This window comes from Affinundibacterium baiyunense, from assembly GCF_018139645.1.
Classification (GTDB): Bacteria; Pseudomonadota; Gammaproteobacteria; order Burkholderiales; family Burkholderiaceae_D; genus Undibacterium; species Undibacterium baiyunense.
On sequence record NZ_JAGSPM010000012.1, the window covers coordinates 21,752 to 44,504 of the forward strand.

Genomic DNA, 22,753 nt, shown 5'->3' on the forward strand with positions numbered 1-22,753 from the left:
TCATTCCTTCGGAATTGATGGGGTCGTCCCCAGTACAAGGAAGACTAACGGGTCGTCCCGCTAGCAAACAGAATTATATCAACTTGATTGCGTCCAAATTTCTCGCATTAGAAATTCAGCGTTGCCCGGATAGCTTGATAACTTCTCACGCATTTCTGCCGTCGTTGTGGCGGGCAGAAAACCAAATCGTTGCCAATAGCTAGTGGAGTTTTGTACAGCCACCAAACAGCTACGTCGCATCTGCCATTGTGCACATCGCGAGAAAAAGCAATCGATGAGTGCTCTAGCAACGCCTGTACCACGAGCGTATGGATGCACCGATAAATCATGTAAGTACAAACAATCGACATGCGCAGGAATCTCGCAAGTTGGCGCATTCAGTGCTGGCGGTGCGGATGAGTTCCAAGGAAGAGAAATTAAATACGCGATCAATTCATCATGTCGAATCGCGACAAAACAGCTCAAGGGAGAAGCTAACAATTTCGCTCGCAGAGACTCGACAGATTCAGGAATATCATCGCTATAGCAGGCGGCCTGCACGAGTAAAATCTCGTCCATGTCTTCTACCTGCATCGGGCGTACGATAAAATCGGTCATGAATGGAACTCAACTATTTCTCGAAAATAAAAGCAATGCAGTTTGTGCCTAATCGCAATACCAATTAAAAACCATCCTATTTTGCACGCAATAATGCGATGCGTTGCGCGACAAATTCAATCTCTTCGGGTCGATCACAAGAGCGGATAATAGGCATATTTTCTCTGCCGTATGCGGCAACCAAATAAGTCTTACCAAGCGCCAGCGTCGTTCCACAATCTGCGCTACGCAAAGCAGAATACACAGTCACCACATTTTTCTTTACGCTTTTAAAGCTTTCATGCACCACAAATTGAAAACTACGCTTTGCGGAATTCAAGCTGGGCAAATTTGCCGCTGTCACTTTTCCAATAAACACCATCGCCGCATCTTGCATCATCCCATCGACGACTTGCTGATCCGTACTTAAAGTTGAAGGGCAAGTGCAAGCTTTCGCACTCGGCATCAATGACAAGCTGACCAGCAAGAAGATAAACCGAAACATACTCGCTCCCTCTCCATCGACGACTGATATCAGCGAATCACAAGGATGCAGATTATTGCACGCGCTGAACCACTTTTTATGCGGCTCTGATATTACTCTAATCCCGACACAAGCTAAAGTACCAGAATCACGCTATGAAGAAGACAATGCTGTTTAAACAATAGCTACGGCACGATATCGAGGCCGAGAATTTAGTCATTCATATACATATGTAAAATCTCAAGAACTAAATCAAAATCACTCAGTCATAAGCTGAGATCAACCATCAATCAATATTAAGTAAGGACCGCTATGAGTATCACTGCCCTTTTTGCGCTATTAGCATTCTCGAGTACCGCACCAGCAGAAACTGATAAATCAGCTATCGCCGCCATCGAGGCCACTTGCTTTGACTATATTGATGGTCAACTAGAGGCCAATCCACAACGTGTTGCGCGCGCCCTCCACCCTGATCTGGCAAAACGCGCCGCTATCGGCGACACTCCCGATGAACGCTTAGGTTTGCGCCGCATGTCAAAAGAAGAGTTAGTTAGCCTGACCAAACAAGGTGTATTAAAAACCCCAAAAGAACAATGGGACAGAACGTGCAAGATTCTGGATGTCACCGACAATGCCGCATCGGTGCGATTAGAAACACCATGGTTTGTAGACTATTTTCACATGGGGCGTTTTGGTGACCGATGGATTATTGTAAACGCTCTTTGGTATAGCAAACCCAAGAAGTGATTCAGCTATTAATGGATAAAATAGACGAGCTTAAGAGCAATCTCAGACCCAGCTTGATATCGAAGAAGTTCTAGGAAAATAGCGTTGGTACTTCATCACAGCGTTTCCGCCATTAAAAGAAGTCGATTCACAAAGCCATCCAAACTCGTTTGCTTTGCAGAAGGAATGAACATCGCATTTGCTAACAATATCAGCGTCATTTTTTTCTGTGGCACTTGTCGAAATGCCGTCGCCATGCCACCGGTAAAGCCATAGGAAGCGACTCCGTCCACATATATCAAATCCCAGCCATGTGCAAAACTTCTGGCTTGGTCATACACAAATGCTTGTCGCAAATTCGCTAAGCTCGTCGCAGATAGCAAGATACCGCTCTCTAGTTTCCTATGCCATTCGAGAAAAGCATTCATACTCATATTTAAACCGGCTGCCCCGTAGTTATACTGCGGAAAGTGCCAGTTTCGCTTCATCAATTTACTTCCAACGTTGTTATATCCCACACTAAAGTGAGGATGAACAGCGAGATGATTACCCTCGAAAAAAACTGTCTCTTGCGTACCTAAAAACTGCGTTGTCAAAATATAGTTGCTTAGGCTTTGTCCCGTGATTTTCTGGAAAATGCGATTCAGTAACCAATAATTGGTTTGGTTGTAATCAAACTTTGCACCGGGTTTAAACAGGATGGCTTGTGCGTATACAGCTTGCTGCGCCTCACTCTCAACCTGATTTTCGTAAACCACAATATCAGGTAAGCCAGAAGAGTGACTCAATAAATGCTTGATCTTCACCTCCCGCCAAGTTTCCGGAAGATCGTCTAATAAATCGGCCAAATTACTATCAAGTGAAATTTTCTTTTGTTCTATTAATTGATGTACTGCGACGACAGAAAATATCTTAGTTGTTGAAAAAAGAGGAAACACCGTTTCATCAGAAACCGACACATCAAATTCAATATTCGCTGTTCCATAATTTGCTCGATGGATCACCTTACCATCTCGCACAATCGCCAATGCTAAACCGGGAATGCGATGTGATTGCTGAATCTCTCGTACGTAACGATCAATTGCAACCTTTGCTGATACTTCCGCAAAACTATACGCAGGCAGCAGTAGCATCAAGATAAAACTAAGACAAATTCGAGTTATCAATATCAACATCATTTTTCTCTAATTTAAGAAAACCCAATGTCTTAACGGCATTGGGCCTTCTTCGTGTTATTAGTCTAAATTCGCACTAGTTAAATTAAACTGGTCTTGATGTAAATGACTTGTGAATGATTTTCCAAACACCTTTTACTTTTGCCAGCATTAAATAATCAGTAAATACACGAAAGCCTGGAACCAATATCTCGATCTTTGCCATGGCGACATTTTTTTCATAATCGATCGTGACGATTTTTCCTTGACGTGTATTACTCTTGCCAACCGCAATATTGGCGATATAGGTTTTCCCTTTCCAAACATCTAGACTGTCATTCTTAATCGAATAAAGATTAAGGTCTTCATGAAAAGCTTTACGTACACGATCAGGTTCACCATTCGCGGTACCATCTATGTAGTCTGTCAATACAAGTCTAATTTGATCAAGTTCGGCCTTTTCGTCTTGCGCTACGGAGCCTAGTCCATGCGCCTTCAAATATTCCACGATTTCCTTGGCGACCAAACTCGATGAGGAAGGATCTTGTCCGGTAATCAAACGACCATCTCGAATATAAAATTTATCGCCCCAATTGGGGGAATACTTGAAGTGAGCACCTGCCGCCTGAACCGCTTGATCCATCTTGAACGGAAAAGTAGCGTAGTACGGTCGGTCCTTACGCTCGAAGGCATCAGGAAACCCGGTAATATTTTTTCCATCTAGCAAAGACTTCCCATCATTTCCCGCCAAATAGACTAAACCAGCGGTTCCGTGACACACTGCCGAGACAAGGCCGTTGTTCTCATAAATGCTGACCACCAATTTCTGAATCGCACGATTTTCAGCGACACCAAACATCGCCGCACCGCCACCGCTGTAATAGACCGCGGCATAATCCGCAAAATTGAGCTCTTCAGGTCGATAGGTACGCTCCAGCTTATTCATGAAGTTCTCGTCGTAAAGATACTTTTTCTGGATTGGGATCGAGGTATTTACATAATCTATCGGAATTGCACCACCTTCTGGGCTGACAATATCCACGCGATAGCCATGATTCACAAAGACGTCGTAGGCCATCACAATTTCTTCAAAGTGATTCGCGGCAGGAATATCAGACTTGCCGTAAAAATGCTGATTTGAGGTAACAAACAAAATCCGTCGTGGATTGCTTTGCTTAGCGATCCCAGCTTGCTCCTTCAAACCGGATTGATTAGTACCAAGTACTGTGCTGCCAAACGAAAGGGAGGAGGCTGCCTGCGTAGCCCCAAATACACCAAACAATAAATAAGCTGCAAGAAAAACACGAGAAAGAAAAATAAAACAACTTAGCTTCATACACGCACCTTAATTCAAAGATCAAATCGTTAACGGATGCGAATGCAGGAGCAAGTTATCTAAAAGTGCAAGCTGTAAAACTTTTCCAAAAGCCTGTTACGACTTTTGAATATCAACTCAACGCCCAAATTCGCTTAAGGCAATTTACTGGAATGCAGTAAATTCGCTATGGCAAACCGCGATTTCGGACTTCAGAAACATGATTTCGGAGTGTTTTTCTATTGAATAAGATCTAGCAAGAAGAATTTGCTTAATTAAGTACTTAGTGTCTTGGGGATGAGTTAACAAAATTCGAATCCACTTTTAAGCAATCAGTTACTCAATTTTTCAGATTAAAGATCCAGTAAGACTTGTGATACTGTATTAAATCGGCAATACTAACTTATCAGCAAACCTTCAGGATTCGCCTCACCTCTGAGGACAAAAATCCACGACAACAATTTTTCTCTTCTTAAGAATAAGCGATCGGAGAACAGCATGGGATTATGGAACAAGCTAAGCAATGAGTTTATCGATATCGTCGAATGGCTAGACGATAATCCGAATGTGATGGTGCATCGTTTTGAGCGCTATCAGAACGAAATCAAAATGGGCGCCAAACTCACGGTGCGCGAGGGTCAAGTTGCGGTCATGGTTAATGAGGGCCAACTGGGTAAAGGTCAAGTCGCCGATGTATTTATGCCCGGCATGTATGAACTTAGTACAGCGAACATGCCGATACTCAGCACTATCAAGGGATGGAAATACGGATTCGATAGTCCATTTAAAGCTGAGGTCTACTTCTTCAAGACAACTCGATTCACCAATTTAAAATGGGGAACCGCAGGTCCGGCAACGATGCGCGACCCTGAATTTGGCGTTGTGCGGGTAACAGCATTTGGTATTTATGGCTTACGTATTCGTGATGCCAAAACCGTGTTGTTAGAATTGGTAGGTACGCAAGCCGACTTTACCGTACAAGATATCGAAGAAAATCTACGCGGCAAAATTGGTTTGCGCATCAAAGAAGTGATGCCAGAAATTGGCGTGCCAGTGATTGATTTAGAAAGTAAAGTCAGCGTCGTCGGACAACGCATACAAGAAAAAATCGCCGCTGATTTTGAGCAATATGGTTTAGAACTATGCGAAGTCCAAGTGCAAGATATTGGTTTACCTGAAGAGGTAGAAAAAGCGATTGACCAACAAGGTGCGATGCGCGCGATCGGCAACATGCAACAATTCGCCCAGTATCAAGGCGCGCAAGCATTGCGTGACGCCGCACAAAATCCTGGCATGGCTGGCGCGATGATGGGCGTCGGTGTAGGCGGCATGCTCAACCAAAGTATGGGTAATTTATTTCAAGCCAATGCGACGCAAACACAAACTGCTGGCGCAATGCCACCGCCGCTACCAGGATCAACGCCCTATTTCATCGCGATTAACGGTGCGCAAGCAGGTCCATTTGAACGACCAGCTTTGCTAGCACAAGTTGCGAACGGTAGCTTGACCCGCGATAGCCTAGTTTGGCGTCAAGGTATGGCTGCTTGGGCAAAGGCCAGTGATCAGGCAGATTTGCATGATCTATTTGCAGCGATGCCGCCACCGTTACCACCACAGTAAGTTGATTCAAGCTTGCTCAATCAGATCTCACATCAAGCCGATTTCTACCGATGTGAGATCAACACCTATTTCTGCCTCAACAGCACCGTTTTTTGGACTAGCAAGTGACCACCAAAACTTATCCCTGCACGCAATGCGGCGCAAAACTAGAATTTGCACCGGGTCAATTCGCGCTTAAATGCCCCTACTGCGGCAATCAAAATCAAATCGAAGCAGACGCGACTGAACAAGCGATTGCTTATGAAGAGTTAGACTATCAAGCCTACTTAAGCAAGCAAGCTGGAAACGAAGCGACTATCGAGCAACAAACGGTGAAGTGTACCGCCTGCGGCGCACAATCGCAGTTTGGACCACATATCGTATCGGATCGCTGCCCATTTTGCGCCGCACCGATGATCGCAGCCAATGCGTATGCCAAGCGTCAAATACAACCTAAAGCCATCGCTCCTTTCGATATCAAAGAAAGTGATGCACGCAAAAAATTCAGCGACTGGGTACATGGCTTATGGTTTGCGCCAAATGCACTCAAACGCGCCTATCGCGCCGAACGCGGATTAAAGGGGATTTACACACCCTACTGGACCTATGACGCCGATTCTGACACGACGTATCAAGGACAGCGTGGTGTTGATTACCAGGTTACCGAGACCTACGTACAAGATGGTCAAACAAGAACACGACAAGTAACGAGAACCAATTGGTATCCTGCAGCTGGTGAAGTCAATGTCAGTTTCGACGATGTCTTAGTCATCGCATCGAAGACACTACCTAAACAGTATGCCGATAATTTAGCGCCATGGAATCTCAATAAGCTGCAAGCCTATCGCGACGATTACGTCTCAGGCTTTACGGTCGAGGCATATCAGGTCGCACTAGAACCCGGTTTTGTCGATGCGAGAGTCATCATGGAAGACGCCATCCGCGATGCAATCTGCCGCGACATTGGCGGTGATCATCAACGCATCACGGCTATGCAGCCACGCTATTCCAACATCAGCTTCAAACACATCTTGCTACCGATTTGGCTATCCTCGTATAAGTACGGCGACAAGACGTATCGCTTTTTGGTCAACGGACAGACGGGTGAAGTTCAGGGCGAACGCCCTTACTCGTATTGGAAAATTGCGGGCGCGGTGTTGCTGGCGTTGTTGTTATTGACGATCGTGATCGCGATGACAAACAAGTAGCCTCAAATGTAATTGATCAAACGCATAATCGATGCGGTATAGAAGAGTGTGGATCGCGATTATTCGATTGCACTCAATTCTTCATATTAAAAACCGATACCGGTCCTTTTCCATCTGTGGGCTTAGGCTCACAGAGATTGTTCTCCGGCTCTCTACGGAAGGCATTACACTCGATTCGAACTTTAGGACAATGTGCCATGTACACCTTATGCGCAGCAGATCCTTCTGGTGTAAAACTCAAGTTATGCGAGTTGACGGCCAAAGTAATACATTTTTGTAGAGCGGCTTCACCGAGCGCTAATAGATGCTTATTTTCTGCACTTTCTGTGGGCATACGTGTTTTATATTCTGGCCATTTTTCTGTTCTGCGCGGGTGCGAAATATCTGGCGCTCTAATGGGTAAATTTGGCGTGCCGCGTCCTATCGATGGATTTGGTAAACCATTGTTTTGATTTTGCCCCAGACCTGTTCCGCGCTCGATCATCGCTGGCGTGACACCAACCGTTCCAGGCATTTTTGATGCTTTGATGTCGCTCTCTTTCGTGGCATTGGGTGCATTACGCTTATCGCCATAGTGCACCTTTCCATCCTTATCAACCCACTTATAAACCCCTTGGGCTGAGGCGAATCCGCTCATATTCACCATGATCAAACATGCGATTACGAAAGATAAACGACAATTTTGAAAGTGCACTGAATCAGTCATAAAGAACCCAATTAAATAAATATTAATTATAGATTAATATTTATTTATCTCACATTTTGAATACACTTTTGTGCAGTTCTCTAGCACGTATCTAAGCCCTCAAATAAATCAGTGTTCCGTTCGTCGTCGTATAAACACCATATAAGGCAAGCTTTCTACCATTAGTCATATTTCCATTTTTGATGTCACCAAGCCGTTTTACAGTGCGCCAAGTCAACAAAATATCCGCTCCTTTGAAGAAGAAATTTGATGAAAGGTACTAGTCTATGTGGAATTACACACTTAAATTCGCATATCTCATTCAAGATAAGCCTTCTAGCTGCAACACAAACACACTACGCTTGCTAATGTCTATGCTGTGTATATGTTGCTTGTTATTGGTTGACACGACAAGCTTACGGGCTTCTGAATTACCACCTTTCAAAGCGCGCGATGGCCGCACTCATCCGGTGGTCGCCGTCATCGCTGACAATCGTTTTACTGAACTGAGCGACTATGTGATTCCGTACTCGATACTCAAGCAAGCAAACCTCGGTGAAGTTTATGCGCTCGGAATGCAAGAAGGTAGCATACAAATGTTTCCCGCTTTGCATATTCGAGCGCAATTTAGTGCGGCACAGTTTGATCAAATGCATCCAACTGGCGCAGACTATGTAATTGTCCCCGCGGTGCATCACAGCGATGATCCAAATTTGATCGCATGGATTCAAACGCAAGCAAAAAAGGGCGCGACCATTGTGGGAATCTGCGATGGTGTCTGGGTACTAGCCCATGCTGGCTTGTTGGAATCTAAAAAAGCAGTGGGGCATTGGTACTCTTTTGATGATCTAAAGAAACAATTCCCCAATACGCAATTTATTAAAGATAAGCGCTATCTCGCTGATGAAAAAATTGTGACTAGCACTGGCGTGAGCGCATCAATTCCGGTTTCACTGGCATTGGTCGAAGCAATGGTGGGAAAGCCAAAAACGCAAGCGCTCGCCAACTCGCTAGGAATACCTAATTGGGATGCACAACACCGTAGCGCGGATTTCAAATTATCCGCAACACACATGTGGACAGCTTCTATCAATTGGCTACGATTTTGGAGTCATGATCAATTCGTAATGCCGATCTTCAAGGGCATTGATGAATTATCTCTGGCGCTGCTGGCTGACGCCTACTCTCGTACTTATCGCTCAACAGTGTTTAGCATGTCTAAAGAAGCCATCACTAGCTTACGCGGTTTACAGATCGAGCCCGATCATATGTATTCAACCAAAAATGCATCTATCTTGAGCATGCCCGCCGACTTAGCCGCGGGTGAAAGTTTAGATTGGGTGCTGAAACAAATTGCCAAACGGTATGATGAGAGAACTGCTAGTTTCGTTGCTTTACAAATGGAATATCCCTACCGCTCAGGCGCTACCATCACACTAAGCGATCGATCTCATTCAGTCCATTCTACCAATTCAAATAAATAGGACGCGAGTCACATTCAGAAATCGAATTTGCACTGTGCCTCTATCGCATACTGCTCCAGAGGCACAGTCCTTACATCAATTTGCCATTGCTATTGACATAACCAATCGTCACTTACCTGCACGTGGATCAACCACATTCACCGGCTCAGGTGATGGGCCGTAAGCACGAATATCTGGTCGATACATATCTTCTGCATAGGTTCCTGGTACATGGAAGCGTCCGGGTGTCACTACGCGCAACATATAGAACAGGTTAATCGGGCTGCCGCTTAATCTAACTGCTGCGACGAATCGATCATCACGATATTCCTTATGCTTGATACGTTCATCTGCCATCGCTGCGGCCAAATTGACGCCATCGATACTAAATTCTCCGGCTTGCGGACCTTGAGAAATATTGAGATTCTCGACCTCCAAGCCTGCAGGGATATGATCGATCACCAAAGCATCTTCGACTATTTGTTTAGATTTAGCGGTGACACGAACAATCAACATATCGCCAACTTTAAGACTGCCTCCAGTCCAAGGTTTACCGGCGACAGTGAACCATTTCCGTTCCAAGCTAATTTTCTCGGTGCTAGGAATCGGCAATTTCAATGGATAACCACTCGCTTCTAACTCGATCCAGAGTGGATTTGATCCTTTATTTTCTAGGCTAATACCTTTAATCGCCAAGGCTGGATCAAAACTGCGGCTTTCACTATTTTTGGAACTAATGGTGCTACTACCTTCCGCAGTTTTTAAAACAACTTCCCAAGGATCGGTGACAGTTCCACCGGCCGCGCGTGCTGCCAGGAACAAAGCGATACGTTCTTGCGTAGAAAAATATGTGCGTGGTTTGCCTAGACGTTCTGCCAAGTTCGTCAACATCATTTCACGCTGAGGATGAACTACTTTGTGACGCAACATCAACGCATAAGACATTGCTTGGTCACGCACTGCAGTTCCATAGTCGCCAAGATAATCCCAGTCCCAATCTGTGCGAATCCCATAAGGCTTAGTCATCGCATCATTGAAAGCGACATCAGCACGTTTCTGGTCGCCCATCAATTGCAGTGCCAATCCCAGATGGACTAAGGCGAGCGGTGATTTAGCGCGATCACGGTAACTATCATGCAGCAAACGTAAAGACGCTAAGGATGCTTTTTGATCACGCGCTAACATATAGCCGATATGCGCTAATTCAGCGAAGCGTTGATGACTGTTACGGATCAAATCATAGTCACGCCAATCATATTGACCATTGGCGTTGGGTTTGACCGCAGCAGGCAATGGAGAGAACTGATTGGCAGCACCGTTCAATTTATCGGTCATCCATTTTTGCGCGCGCTTCGTCATTTCTTCCGGCACATTAAAGCCAGCTTCGCGCGCATCTGCCAAGAAACTTGTGACATAAGGTGTCAACCACATTTCATAAGCACCGTCGTTACCATTCCATAGACGGAAACCACCTTCTGCACCTTGCATACCAGCGATACGACTAATGGCACCTTCAATAAACTTCGCACGTTGCTCACGGGTATGCGGTACTAGGCCAACGGCCTTTGCACTATCCTCATCAATATAAACATGTGGATACGCGGCACTGGTAGTCTGCTCCAAGCAACCATAAGGATAATCCAGCAAACCCTTGACGATACTACGCACATTTAATGGAGGGCGATTCGACATGGCGACACTCAAAGTCGCTGAACCACGATAGAAACGTTCCACCATATTCGCATCTAGTTTATGTATTGCACCGGGTTCTATACGCAAGCGACGTGCATCTTGTTCACGCGGTACTGGCGGTTGAATTTGCAGTGCAAATTCACGATGAATCACAACTGGTTTGGCGCCCGCAGTTTTCAGATCAAGACTAATGCGCGATAAACCAAATGGTTCCGTTGGCTCGACATTAAAACGCAGAATCGTTCTTTGTTTCGGCACCAGTTTGATATTACGTTCACCATCCGCAATCTTTAATAATTTATCGGCAGAGAGTTTGATTTGAATGCTTTGCTCACTTTGCATCATGTTAGTGACATCAAGTGCAAAGGTGGAAGTATCGCCAGGACCAATGAAACGTGGTGTTGCGATCTCAGCGACGATAGGCGCGCTGACCACGACTTCTTTATCGGTACTGCCATATGCATCATCGGTCGATGCTACCACCATCACACGCAAGCTGCCGTTGAAGTCGGGAATATTCAATGGCACATCTGCTTCACCTTTTTCATTGAGTTGAACTGGACCTGAAAAAATATCGACAAGTTTGACCTTTTTCGGCATGCTCTTGGTGTCGCGTTTACCTGCATCACCACCCCATTTAATTTTGCCAGGCGTACCATCCATACGTTCTATTAGCTTGCCGTAAATATCAGTCAACTCGGCGCTAAAACGATGTTTGCCAAAGAAGAAGTCAAACGGATCAGGTGTTTTAAAACTGGTTATATTGAGAATACCGACATCGACTGCGGATACCGTTACCATAGCTTTTTTACCTGCCGCATTTTCGACTTTTACTTTGGCAGTCATGCGTTTTTCTGGCTCAACTTGTGCTGGTGTTGTGAGGCTGATTTTCAGTTTTCGCGCCTCACGTGCTAATGGCAACCAAGTTAAGCCAACAGCGCGCGCTGGAGTAACTTTATCGCCCTGACTTCCAGGACGAAATACCACCGTCGAAATATACATGTCGGAACGATTCCATGCTTTATCGATAGGAATGTTCACGGTCGTACCATCCGTACTCACTGAAACACGTTTGCTCCATAAAACTTTATCTGCCTCGACTAACACCAAAGCTTCGCCATCATGTGGCGGCACAATCTTGAGTTTGACATCATTGCCTGGTTTGGCCGGCGCGCCCTCTAACTGCAGGCGTACGCGATCAGGGCGGTTGCCGACGCTTTCACTATCTTGTGCATTCCAACCCGCGTAGAAGAAATAACGAGCAACCAAATTGGTTTCTGGATCGGTGACTTCTAAACGATAACGTCCCCATTTCACAGGCACAGTTAACTTTGCGCGATTCTTCAACTCTAAAGCACCAGCGTGAATGGTTTCTTCACCTTCTGTATAACCAGAATACCAACCACGACCTGCTTCATAACGCCAGTAATATTTACGCTCCTCACGAACCAATTTGAATGGCGCTTGTTTGAGTACAGAAAATTTACCTGCTGTATTGACGCGAATAATTTCAAACTCAGCCATGCTGCCTTCACGCGCTACGTCTCTTTCAAATAAAGGACGTATCCCTATCATGTGCTGCGCTGGCCACCAAACGCGCTCAATCGAACGCACTACAGGGCGTCCACCAGACTCTAATAAACTAAATGCCGCTCGAACTTTCAAAGGTGATTTTGCATTCGCTGCGAAAGCAACTTCTACTTCTGTTTTGCCGTTATCGTCTAAGGTGCTTTCTTCTAACTCAGAACGATTCTTATTCGTGTCATCAGCAAAATCACCAAATATGAAACCTGGCCATTCTTTCGCAACAGGATTTTTGTAACGTTCCTGCGCAACGCTACCCAATAGACGATTGCCAGCCGCGGGAGCGCCATATAAATAATCGCCTTGGATCTCGACACTGAAACTACTGGTGTTAGCCAAGGGAGCACTCTCTGATTTCAAATTCAGTTTCATACGCTCTGGCAAAAACTCCTCGACTTGAAAGCTATAAATCGAATCAGGTCGCTTTGCAGAAGGATCGGCTCGGAACTCCAAGCTCCAACGCCCGGTTGCCGCATCAGGTGGCAGGTCGATGGTGTTTTGAAAGTAGCCCGGTGTCTTCGCATTGGGTTGCCAAATACTCGAACTCACCACGTCACCGCTAGGCTTTTTCAAATCAACTTTGATTGGTGCTGCAGGCAAAGCAATGCCTTCGGCTGAACGTGCCATCAAAGAAGCAACAAATTTCTCTCCAGGTCGATATAAATCGCGACCTGACCAAGCGAACAATTTGGCATCACGCGGCAAGTGACCACCGATATCAAATTCTGCCAAATCTAAACCCGGTTCTTGCAAGGCGATAATCGAAGTTTCTTTGCCACGCTTTGCTAACAACAATTTTGCGCCGTTCGGTAATCCGGGCAAAATTCCATGTCCATCGCCATCGGTTTTTCCGCGCAATAAAACTTTACCATCATTACCCAAAGCTTCTAGTTCGATACCACCTTGGGCAGTTCCGTCTTTCAATGAAGTGGTGAAGACATCAGTTTGCTTTAACTGACGACGTACATGCAAACCTATGTCGCTCACATAGAAGTAAGTGACTTGGTAATCATAATCATAGTGACCTGGTCGACGCATCACCGCGACATAGATTCCAGGTTCTTTGAGTTCGTTTATTTTCTCTACAGGTAAAAAGCTGACCTTGCGACTATTTGGAATCTCATTGGTAACAAAGCGATTTTGATAAACACTGTCTGCAATGCCCTGCAACGCATTTAGCTGCCAGCCTGAAGTCAGGCCTTTAAGTTTGTTTCGATTGCCGTAATAATCGTAGTAATCACCTTCACCATCTTCGCTCTCAACTTCGTCCTCGTCAGATCCTTGATTGCTTCGATTTTTGCCGACGACCATGTCAATAAATTTAGGAAGTTTTTCCGGTGAGACGCGCAAAAATTCCACATCGACTTCAGGAATATTGACGGTAACAACAGGCAGACCACCATTTAGACCCGCTGGCAACACCGTGCCTTTGCTCGCGAAAAAATATGACGGCGCCATCTCATCACTAATAACTTCACAAGTCACCGGTGTTTCTAATTTTTTCCCAGAACTAGCAGCGAGCATACCACTTAGATTGACCCGATATTTATGACCCGCTTTGACGAATGGGAATAACAAAACATGCGGATTGTCAGAGACGATCCAACCGCCTTTGACTAGGTCGCTCGGCTTTGATGCTGCAGGATTGGAAGCGGCAGTGGTTCCATTGACCTCGCTCTTTTGCGACTCTGTTTTGCTGCTCCCAAGATCGGTCACTTCAATCAATTTATCGATTGCTTGATCCGGATTCACCGCTTGCGAAAACATAACGGCTAATGCGGGCTTGTCGTCATGCAGACGAGCAAGGCATGAACCCATATTAAAAGGCGCATCAGGATTCACCAAAACCGCATCCCCACTGACTGGCAAGCTAGCTTTATGTTTCTTTGCCCACCAAATGCCAGCGCCAGCAGCAACTAGCGCAACGCTAATTAAAGCGATACCAATACTTTTCTTTGAAAACTGAGTCATATTGAGGTTCCTATTTTTTAATAATGCCAATATAACATTTCAAAGAAAAGAAAACACTCAAATACCACTACCTACACAGGTATTTATGCGTTCCATATTCCCCATATTGGTTAATATATTTACGCGCAAAAAGATCATGCAAATACATCAATAAAAGGCAAAATGCAATTCCAAATTCCCAACAAAGACCCCAAAAAACAACAGGGTATTTGATCATATTGCACGTACCAATTCGCTCAGGTAGTATGAATTGGCCTATTTTTTTGAATGTACGCAAGGCATACCAGTTACACAAAAACTCATCGCCACTCGATTGGCATTGATTCACATCTACAAACAAATGGGAGCAAGAATTGAAAAATAAAACTACCAATTTCGGCCGTTCGCCGAATAAAGAAATTTTTGTGAAAAACGCAGTACAGGCAGCAATCTTATTACTAGCAACAGGAGGAATAGCAACAGCACAAACTGCTACTTCCACCAAAGCAGATGAAAAGGCGGCCGCAACCCAAGAAGTGCAACAAGTTGTGGTGACCTCTACCGGTACACGAGGCTCCAATCGAACCGTAATTGACACCCCAGTACCAGTCGATGTGCTAGCAGCAACAGAATTAACCAAAACCGCACAAGCCTCTCTCGACAAAGCCCTCGCCTTCCGTGTTCCCTCCTTCAATACAGTACAAACCCCAGTCAACGATGCAACCTCTCTGTTAGATCCGTATGAGATCCGTAACATGGGACCAAGTCGCTCATTGATTTTGATTAACGGCAAACGCAAAAATGCTAGCTCCTTGGTGTACACGCAAACCTCACCAGGACGTGGTGAAAGTGGCGCGGATATTTCTGCGATTCCGCAAGATGCGATTAAACGTATCGAAGTATTGCGTGATGGTGCATCGGCACAATATGGTTCCGATGCGATTTCTGGTGTAGTCAACATTATTCTAAAAGACAACCCAGAGGGCACATCGATTACTGGTCGCACTGGCGTCACCCATGAAGGTGATGGCAAAATGCAAGCTATCAGTATCAATCACGGTTTAGCCTTAGGTGATAGTGGTTTTGTAAACATGACCGTTGACTTCTCTAAGAATGGTCTAGCTTCCCGTTCAGGTATTGTCAGCGCACGTGGCGAAGCCGCGACTTTCGGTAATGGACCTGATACATTTGCGGCTGATTTAGCGGCTGCGAATGCTTTCTTAGCGAAGAAGCCAGACGCTGGTAATATCAATGGCTCACCAGATACACGCGCGGCCAAATTTTTGATCAATACACGTTACGATTTTGCTGGTGGTGCATCCATGTATGCAAACGCTGCTTACATCGATAAGAAAATTGACAGCTATGCTAACTACCGCACCCCATACTGGCGCCCTACAGATTATGGATTATTGCGCCCAAGCGGCGCTCCATATGAAGGGTATGTTCCTGGATTCTTAGGCGCACTCAAAGACTACAACGCCACAGTTGGCGTCAAATTTGACTTCGCTGATTGGTCGTCAGACGTGAGTTTGACTTTTGGCGGAAACGAGCAAACCTACACTGTGACGAACTCGGTAAATCGCGGCATGGAAGATGCCTATCTAGATGCAGTCGCGAAAAAGATCACACCGCTACCGCCACATGGACAAACACGTTTCGATGCGGGTGGTTCCAAGTTTAATCACACCGTCTTCAATGCAGATTTCTCCAAAGAGATTACCAAAGGTGTAAGTGCTTATTTCGGTACCGAGATCCGCGCGGAACAATACACTTTAGTTGCAGGTGAACCTGCATCTTGGCTGTATTCTGGTGCAGATTCCTATGCTGGTAATACCCCGACAAATTCATTCACATCCACTCGTTCAAACTATGGCGTGTACGGTGGAACGATGTTTGATGTTACGGATGCATTGGTGTTAGATGCAACAGCTCGCTTTGAACATTACAGCGACTTCGGAAATGCAACCATTGGCAAGCTAAGCGCAAAGTATAAAGTGAACGATGAGATCACCCTGCGTGGCTCTTTGTCTTCTGGCTTCCGTGCACCATCTCTGCACCAGATTTATACTCAGAAAGCACAGTATTCTTTCTCAGGTGGTTCAATTCAAGTGTCAGGATTGGCTAGCAATGTATCTGCAGAAGCTGCCGCATTGGGAGTTCCGAAACTCAAAGCGGAGAAATCTACAAGTATCACTTTGGGCATAGGCTACAAACCAAGCAAAGATACGAGTATGACCTTGGATTACTACAATATCTCGCTCAAAGATCGCATCATTTTAGGCAAGGAAATTAAACCAAGTGGCGTCCCAACCGCTGAGCTCGATAAAATCCTGAAAGCGGCGAACATCGTTTCATTGAGCTTCTTCGCCAATGCTTTAGACAGCAGAACATCTGGTATCGACTACGTGTTCAATCATCGCAATATGAAATTGGGCGATGGCAAATTGCACTTCAATTGGTCCGGCAATTACTCATTGAAAAATGAACGTGATGGCGAGGTGAATAATCCTGCAGCGATTGCGAAAGCTGGTCAATCGGTATTAGATATCACGCAAGAAGCCTTGATGTTCACTTCACGTCCGAAGTACAAGTCAATCATCGGTTTCGACTATGACATCAGCGATTTCAATTTCTCAGTCAACAATACGGTTTTTGGTCCGACCAAGTTCCGCAATGCAGACTTAGATCAGAACTTAGCGGTTGTTTTTAAAACCAAAACATTGACCGACTTTTCTGTTAACTATCAAATCAACAAAAACATGACTTTGGCATTCGCGATTAACAATATGTTTAACGTAACGCCATCATGGAAATTGGAAGCTGCTGGCGATAAAGCCAAAGGCCAAGCAATTCTTGATAGCAAAACGGTCGACTATTCTGGTCGCACACCAGCCCAAATCCAGTCCGATAACATCACATTTAACCAACGCTATTCAATGGTAACGTATGATGGCTCTCATTTCAGTCAATTGGGTCGCATTTACAATCTGTCTTTGAACTATCGCTTCTAATTCTCGTATGCTGAAGCTAATTGGTACATTCTGAGTACCAATCAAAAAAAAGACCACGAATACCCTTTCGTGGTCTTTTTGTTTTCTGTCTCTGTGAATTTACCTACAGATATTTCTACATATTGTTGAGCGCATCAACGTTACTCTGCAGTTAAACAATTGGTAGTTTAAGCTGCGCCAAATACGATAAGCCAGCAATCGCCCGACTGCCATACCAAGACAACATTTCACCATCGACTAAGATCACTGGTTTCCGAATTTGCTGTTGCAACTCTGTGGCATGCGTTTGCGTAAAACTATACGGCTCGGTGGACAGTAAAACGATATCGACGGCATCTAAGAGATCATCATTCCACTCAAAAGTTGGATAACGCTTCACTTCCGACATTGCGACCCCACTTTCAACTAATTGCCATTGTCGCCAACCTCGCAAAGCAAGCATTTGTGCGATATAAGTATCACGGCTTACAGTCATCCAAGGATCTTTCCAAATGCAATACAAGACTCGCTTACCTTTTGGATCAGCTTGAATCTGCAATAAACTCGCTTTAAACGCTGCGCATAATTGTTCTGCACGTTGCGACACTTGAAAAATCGCTCCCAGCAAACGATACATCGCTAAATTATCTTGAGGACAAACAGGATGCGTCACCACGACATGTGGAATAAATTGCGCTAAGAGATCGACTGTTGGTTTTTCGTTCTCATCAATATTCACAATCAAATGCGTTGGCGCCAACTTGCGCAGCTTTTCCACATTCACATCTTTAGTTCCACCAACTTTAGGAATATCACACACTAGCTCTTTAGGGTGGATACAAAATCCTGTTCTTGCCACCATATATTTTGCTAAACCGAGCTCGCACAAGAGTTCCGTAATTGACGGAACCAAACACGCAATGCGAAGCTGTTCGAGCGCAATAACTGGACTATGCACGGTCCCAATCGCATCAATTAATATCGACGTATGTGCTGGTATCGAAGAACTATTCATTCGCTCGACTCTGACTTAGAACGTGATTTTCTAGGGGCATTGGCAAACAATACGTCATATAAAAAATTCGGCAAGCTACGCAACAACTTTGCCACCACACCCATCTGCCAAGGAATTACACGATAACTATCACCAGCTTGAATCACTGACACAGCGCGTTTTGCAAAATCCGCTGCGGGCATCAAAAATGGCATTGCATAAGTATTTATTTGGGTCATCGGAGTATCAATATACCCAGGTGCAATCGTCACAACTTTGACACCACTGCAACGCAATTCAACCCGCAAAGATTCACAATAACTGATGACCGCAGCCTTCGACGCACTATAAGCGCTCGCGCCCGGCAAACCCCGAATGCCCGCCACACTAGCAATCCCGACTAAACGACAATTGTGCGCATTGGCACTTGACTTCATATGCTCGATAAATGGCGCAAAGGTAGCGACGGTCGCTAATACATTGGTATCCATCACTCTTCGAAAAACCGCGAGATCTTCGCTAAGTTCAGTCAATGTTCCCACGGATATTCCGGCACTGGCGATCACCACATCGACCTGACCGGACAGCTGTATAAAATCGGCTGCGGCTGCGTGCAGGGCTGCATGATCATTCACGTCTAAGGCGTAAACTTGGTGTAAATCCGCATTTGGCAAACTATCTCGCAAAGCTTGTAAAACCTCATATCGTCGCCCAAGCAAGCCAAGACGCGCGCCCTGCGCCGCGTATTCTTGCGCAAGTGCTAGACCCAAACCCGAAGATGCACCGGTGATAAAAACTGCTCGCATAAGTGGATGTCCTTCAGTCAAGTTAACATCTGAAATTAATCATCGTGCTTAGAAATAAATACTAACTAAAAGTACTCTGTAGCAAGCAAAAAAAATCCGTCAAATCGACGGATTTTTTTACCATATAGAACAAATTAACAGCTTAGCTTTTTACAGGCTTTTTTTGTTTCTTCAATTACTTCTTTTTCGTAACCGCTGGAGCAGCAGCACTGGCAGGATTTTTTTCTTTGTAGGCTTTATCTACTAACCAATCCATGACCACCAATCCTGCGTGGGATCCATCACGCACTTTTGACTTCGCAAACAAATCTGCTGGAGAAACAATATAGCGTCCATCAATCGCGACTGTCGGTACGCCGTTAATCTTGTAGTCACTCATCAATTGTGCAGCACGATTGACTTTCGATTGAATGGAGAAAGAACTATAGATATCAGTAAATTTCTTTTTATCCAGACCTACTTTATCGACATATCTGAAAACGTCTGCATCGCTAGACAAACGATTACGATCAATGTGATAAGCATTAAAGGTTTTCAATTGATATTCATCCACTTTACCCATAGCCTCTAAAGTGAAATACAACTTTTGTTGCGATGCCATCAAATCACTAAATTTCACATGAACGCGTTTCACAACAATGCGATCACCTTGCTTTTTAATCCAAGCCTCAAGGTAGGGTTCGAATGCATTACAAGCTGGGCAGAAATATCCGAAAAATTCGGTCACTTCTACTTTCTTACCTGAATCTGTTGGCTGAGGACGATCTAAAACCGTATATTCTTGACCAAGGCGTGGCTCTTGTGCCGCTGCAGAAAAAGACAAAAACGCGGTACTAATTAGTAGTAATTGACGAAATAAACGCATGGTTTCCTCTTAAGGTTTGAATTCAAAATAGCTTGGAAGCTTACTTAGCAGATCGAACAATCGCGGTCTCTACACTATTCTCAGACAACTTCGCGCGCATTTTGTTCATTGCATCGAAACTATCAAAAGGACCGACGCGCACGCGATGTAATACGCCGTTTTCACCAGCCTTCTCAGAAACTGCTGCTTCAACGCCAACCAAGGCCAATTTGGCTCGCGCACTTTCAGCATCCGCCACTTCTTTAAATGCACCGATCTGTAAAAAATAGATGTATTTATCGTCGCTGGCCTCTGGCTTTGACGCAGTGGTTGGTGCTGGTACGGCTGGTGTTGCAGCAGCTGACGCTGGTGCGGTCGCAGCACTAGCTGCTGCCGCCAAGGCATCGGCTGGTTTCGCTGCTTCCGCAGCTTTACTAGCTGCCACTTCTTTTGCTGCCAAACTCACCGCATCTTTGCTGCCGTAGAGTGGTTTATTTGGATCTTGCATCTGCGTCACTGGCAAATCTGCTTTATCGCTTTTACCATTTTTGTTTGTGAACGGTGTCGATGCTTTGTTGATGACTAGAGCTACGACCACCGCAATACTTAATCCAATCACTAAACCAATAATGATTCCTGTTAAGGTGTTACCCGATTGACGAGCAAATTGATTTGCACTTTTCATTGTATTTTCGTTGTACGTTTATTTTTGAAGAATAACGATGCTAATTAAACCAAGTGTTCGTGAATTTTCACGTCTCACATTTGGTTTGGTGCGGAGACACCAATTAAACTCAAGCCGTTACGCAATACCTGACGCGTTGCCAAGATTAACGCCAAGCGCGCCAATTTGGTTGGCTCGTCATCGACTAACACACGTTCAGCATTGTAATAACTATGCAATTCACCCGCTAAATCACGCAAATAGAAAGCCACTTGATGTGGGCCCAATTCTTCTAAAGCTTTTTCTAGCATCTCAGGATATTCAGCTAGTTTTTGCAATAAAGAAGCCTCGCGTGCAGCCGTCAATGGCGACAAATCCACTTCTTTCAAAGCAGCCAAATCGGCTTCTGCTTCACTGTATTGTGCCAACATCCGACAAATACGCGCGTGCGCATAATGCACGTAATACACAGGATTTTCATCTGATTTCGCTAATGCCACATCGACATCGAACACAAACTCAGTGTCTGCTTTACGTGAGATCAAGAAGAAACGCACAGCATCGCGTCCTTTTTGTACATCGCCGCCACCGGACCATTCAATCAAATCTCGCACAGTGACGTAGGAACCTGCACGCTTGGAAATTTTCACTTCCTCGCCATCCTTCATCACAGTCACCATTTTGTGCAGAACGTAATCAGGGTAGCCTTGTGGTATGCCTTGATTCACTGCCTGCAAGCCTGCGCGGACACGCGCTATGGTGCCATGATGGTCACTGCCCTGCACATTAATCGCTTGACTAAATCCACGCTGCCATTTCACTACGTGATACGCGACGTCTGGGACGAAATAGGTATAAGTGCCATCCGATTTCTTCATGACGCGATCTTTATCATCGCCATATTCTGTGGTGCGCAGCCATAGAGCGCCATCTTGTTCGTAAGTCTTGCCCGCAGCGATCAAAGCAGCAACCGCAGCTTCAACTTTACCGTCAGTGTATAAAGAAGATTCCAGATAATAGTTATCAAACTTAACGCCAAATGCCAGCAAGTCAATATCTTGCTCATTACGCAGATAAGTCACGCTAAATTGGCGGATAGAATCAATATCATTGACATCGCCACTGGCTGTCACAGGTGCACCATCACTGGCGGAAACGGTTTTTTTCGCCAAGAAATCTTGCGCAATCTCGGCGATATACTCACCGTTATAAGCAGATTCAGGCCACTCTGCATCACCTGGTTTAAAGCCTTTGGCACGTGCTTGCACCGATAACGCCAAATTACCAATCTGTACACCAGCATCGTTATAGTAGAACTCACGGGTAACTTCGTAACTTTGCGCCTCAAGCAATGCCGACAAAGCATCACCAAGCGCACCTTGGCGTCCATGACCAACGTGTAGCGGACCGGTTGGATTGGCAGAGACAAATTCAACGATCACTTTCTTACCGCTACCCTTACTACCTTTGCCGAACTGTTCTTGTTGCTGCAAAATTGTTTTTACCACAGCTTGTTTCGCAGCAGCCGTCACACGTAAATTAATAAAACCTGGTCCAGCCAACTCAGCACTAGCGATCAAAGGATGATTTAGCGCCAACAAGCCATCGACAATTTGCTGCGCCAACTCGCGTGGATTTTTCTTTAAAGGTTTGGCGATTTGCATCGCGATGTTACAGGCGATGTCTCCATGTGAAGGATCGCGTGGACGCTCGAGCGCAATTGTCGGCTGAAGTTCAGTACCAGCAATAATTGGTGCGACCGTATTTTTGATTGCTTCGAGGATGTCTTGTTTTTGCTGAGCTAACATAATATGTGATGAGTTTTTTGCGGCGCGCGAAAGTCTCAAAACGCGCCCATATTTTTGAGAAAATTAGTCTGCATTATAACCTTTGTACGCCAGCTAAATTGCGGCAATCCAACTTACGCCAAATAAAAACGCCGCAGTTTCTTCATTTCGCCCAAATCAGCATTCATAGCAATCTACTACTCTTCTGAAATTTTGCTGTGAATTTTCT

At 45.1% G+C, this 22,753-nt stretch carries 16 protein-coding genes; 5 read left to right on the forward strand and 11 right to left on the reverse strand.

All coding sequences use genetic code 11. From position 1 onward, the window contains the following. Positions 1-78 precede the first annotated feature (78 nt). Positions 79-597, reverse strand: a complete 519-nt coding sequence (locus KDM92_RS16200; protein ID WP_212685468.1) for a GNAT family N-acetyltransferase — start codon at positions 595-597, stop codon at positions 79-81. A gap of 76 nt (positions 598-673) precedes the next feature. After that, positions 674-1,081 carry a hypothetical protein gene (locus tag KDM92_RS16205; RefSeq protein ID WP_212685469.1) on the reverse strand — a complete coding sequence of 136 codons (408 nt, stop codon included), beginning with the start codon at positions 1,079-1,081 and terminating at the stop codon, positions 674-676. Between the two features lie 291 nt (positions 1,082-1,372). On the opposite strand from KDM92_RS16205, the gene KDM92_RS16210 reads away from it, so the two are divergent. Next, positions 1,373-1,807 (forward strand): nuclear transport factor 2 family protein, encoded by a 435-nt coding sequence (locus KDM92_RS16210; RefSeq protein WP_212685470.1) that lies wholly within the window; start codon positions 1,373-1,375, stop codon positions 1,805-1,807. A 95-nt stretch (positions 1,808-1,902) separates the two neighbouring features. Here KDM92_RS16210 and KDM92_RS16215 read toward each other — a convergent pair whose 3' ends face one another. Both KDM92_RS16215 and KDM92_RS16220 read right to left on the reverse strand, forming a co-directional pair. Then, a complete protein-coding gene (locus KDM92_RS16215; RefSeq protein ID WP_212685471.1) occupies positions 1,903-2,961 on the reverse strand; it encodes a serine hydrolase domain-containing protein in 1,059 nt (352 codons plus the stop codon). A gap of 85 nt (positions 2,962-3,046) precedes the next feature. Then, positions 3,047-4,276: a nuclear transport factor 2 family protein gene (locus tag KDM92_RS16220; protein ID WP_212685472.1), complete on the reverse strand. Its 1,230-nt coding sequence runs from the start codon at positions 4,274-4,276 to the stop codon at positions 3,047-3,049. Between the two features lie 477 nt (positions 4,277-4,753). Between KDM92_RS16220 and KDM92_RS16225 the strand changes: the two genes are divergently transcribed. Both KDM92_RS16225 and KDM92_RS16230 read left to right on the forward strand, forming a co-directional pair. Then, positions 4,754-5,875: an SPFH domain-containing protein gene (locus tag KDM92_RS16225; protein ID WP_212685473.1), complete on the forward strand. Its 1,122-nt coding sequence runs from the start codon at positions 4,754-4,756 to the stop codon at positions 5,873-5,875. Between the two features lie 104 nt (positions 5,876-5,979). Continuing rightward, positions 5,980-7,062: a TFIIB-type zinc ribbon-containing protein gene (locus tag KDM92_RS16230; RefSeq protein ID WP_212685474.1), complete on the forward strand. Its 1,083-nt coding sequence runs from the start codon at positions 5,980-5,982 to the stop codon at positions 7,060-7,062. A 73-nt stretch (positions 7,063-7,135) separates the two neighbouring features. On the opposite strand, the gene KDM92_RS16235 is transcribed toward KDM92_RS16230, so the two are convergent. Next, positions 7,136-7,768 (reverse strand): DUF4124 domain-containing protein, encoded by a 633-nt coding sequence (locus KDM92_RS16235; protein ID WP_212685475.1) that lies wholly within the window; start codon positions 7,766-7,768, stop codon positions 7,136-7,138. Between the two features lie 353 nt (positions 7,769-8,121). Here KDM92_RS16235 and KDM92_RS16240 point away from each other — a divergent pair, with 353 nt between their 5' ends. Beyond that, a complete protein-coding gene (locus KDM92_RS16240; protein ID WP_212685476.1) occupies positions 8,122-9,231 on the forward strand; it encodes a DJ-1/PfpI family protein in 1,110 nt (369 codons plus the stop codon). Positions 9,232-9,339: 108 nt separating this feature from the next. On the opposite strand, the gene KDM92_RS16245 is transcribed toward KDM92_RS16240, so the two are convergent. Then, positions 9,340-14,457 carry an alpha-2-macroglobulin family protein gene (locus KDM92_RS16245; protein ID WP_212685477.1) on the reverse strand — a complete coding sequence of 1,706 codons (5,118 nt, stop codon included), beginning with the start codon at positions 14,455-14,457 and terminating at the stop codon, positions 9,340-9,342. Positions 14,458-14,810: 353 nt separating this feature from the next. Between KDM92_RS16245 and KDM92_RS16250 the strand changes: the two genes are divergently transcribed. Beyond that, positions 14,811-17,450: a TonB-dependent receptor plug domain-containing protein gene (locus KDM92_RS16250; RefSeq protein WP_230408389.1), complete on the forward strand. Its 2,640-nt coding sequence runs from the start codon at positions 14,811-14,813 to the stop codon at positions 17,448-17,450. 151 nt (positions 17,451-17,601) lie between these two features. Here KDM92_RS16250 and KDM92_RS16255 read toward each other — a convergent pair whose 3' ends face one another. From KDM92_RS16255 to argS, 5 genes are all read right to left on the reverse strand, one after another. Then, positions 17,602-18,444, reverse strand: coding sequence for a helical backbone metal receptor (locus KDM92_RS16255; protein ID WP_212685478.1), 843 nt, complete (start codon positions 18,442-18,444; stop codon positions 17,602-17,604). Continuing rightward, positions 18,441-19,229 carry an SDR family oxidoreductase gene (locus tag KDM92_RS16260; protein WP_212685479.1) on the reverse strand — a complete coding sequence of 263 codons (789 nt, stop codon included), beginning with the start codon at positions 19,227-19,229 and terminating at the stop codon, positions 18,441-18,443. The genes KDM92_RS16255 and KDM92_RS16260 overlap by 4 nt, the downstream gene beginning before the upstream one ends. A 175-nt stretch (positions 19,230-19,404) precedes the next feature. Further along, positions 19,405-20,094, reverse strand: coding sequence for a thiol:disulfide interchange protein DsbA/DsbL (locus tag KDM92_RS16265; protein ID WP_212685480.1), 690 nt, complete (start codon positions 20,092-20,094; stop codon positions 19,405-19,407). A 40-nt stretch (positions 20,095-20,134) separates the two neighbouring features. Continuing rightward, entirely contained in the window at positions 20,135-20,758 is a 624-nt protein-coding gene (locus tag KDM92_RS16270; protein WP_212685481.1) for an SPOR domain-containing protein, read from the reverse strand. A 74-nt stretch (positions 20,759-20,832) separates the two neighbouring features. Next, a complete protein-coding gene (gene argS, locus KDM92_RS16275) occupies positions 20,833-22,545 on the reverse strand; it encodes an arginine--tRNA ligase (RefSeq protein ID WP_212685482.1) in 1,713 nt (570 codons plus the stop codon). Positions 22,546-22,753: the final 208 nt, after the last annotated feature.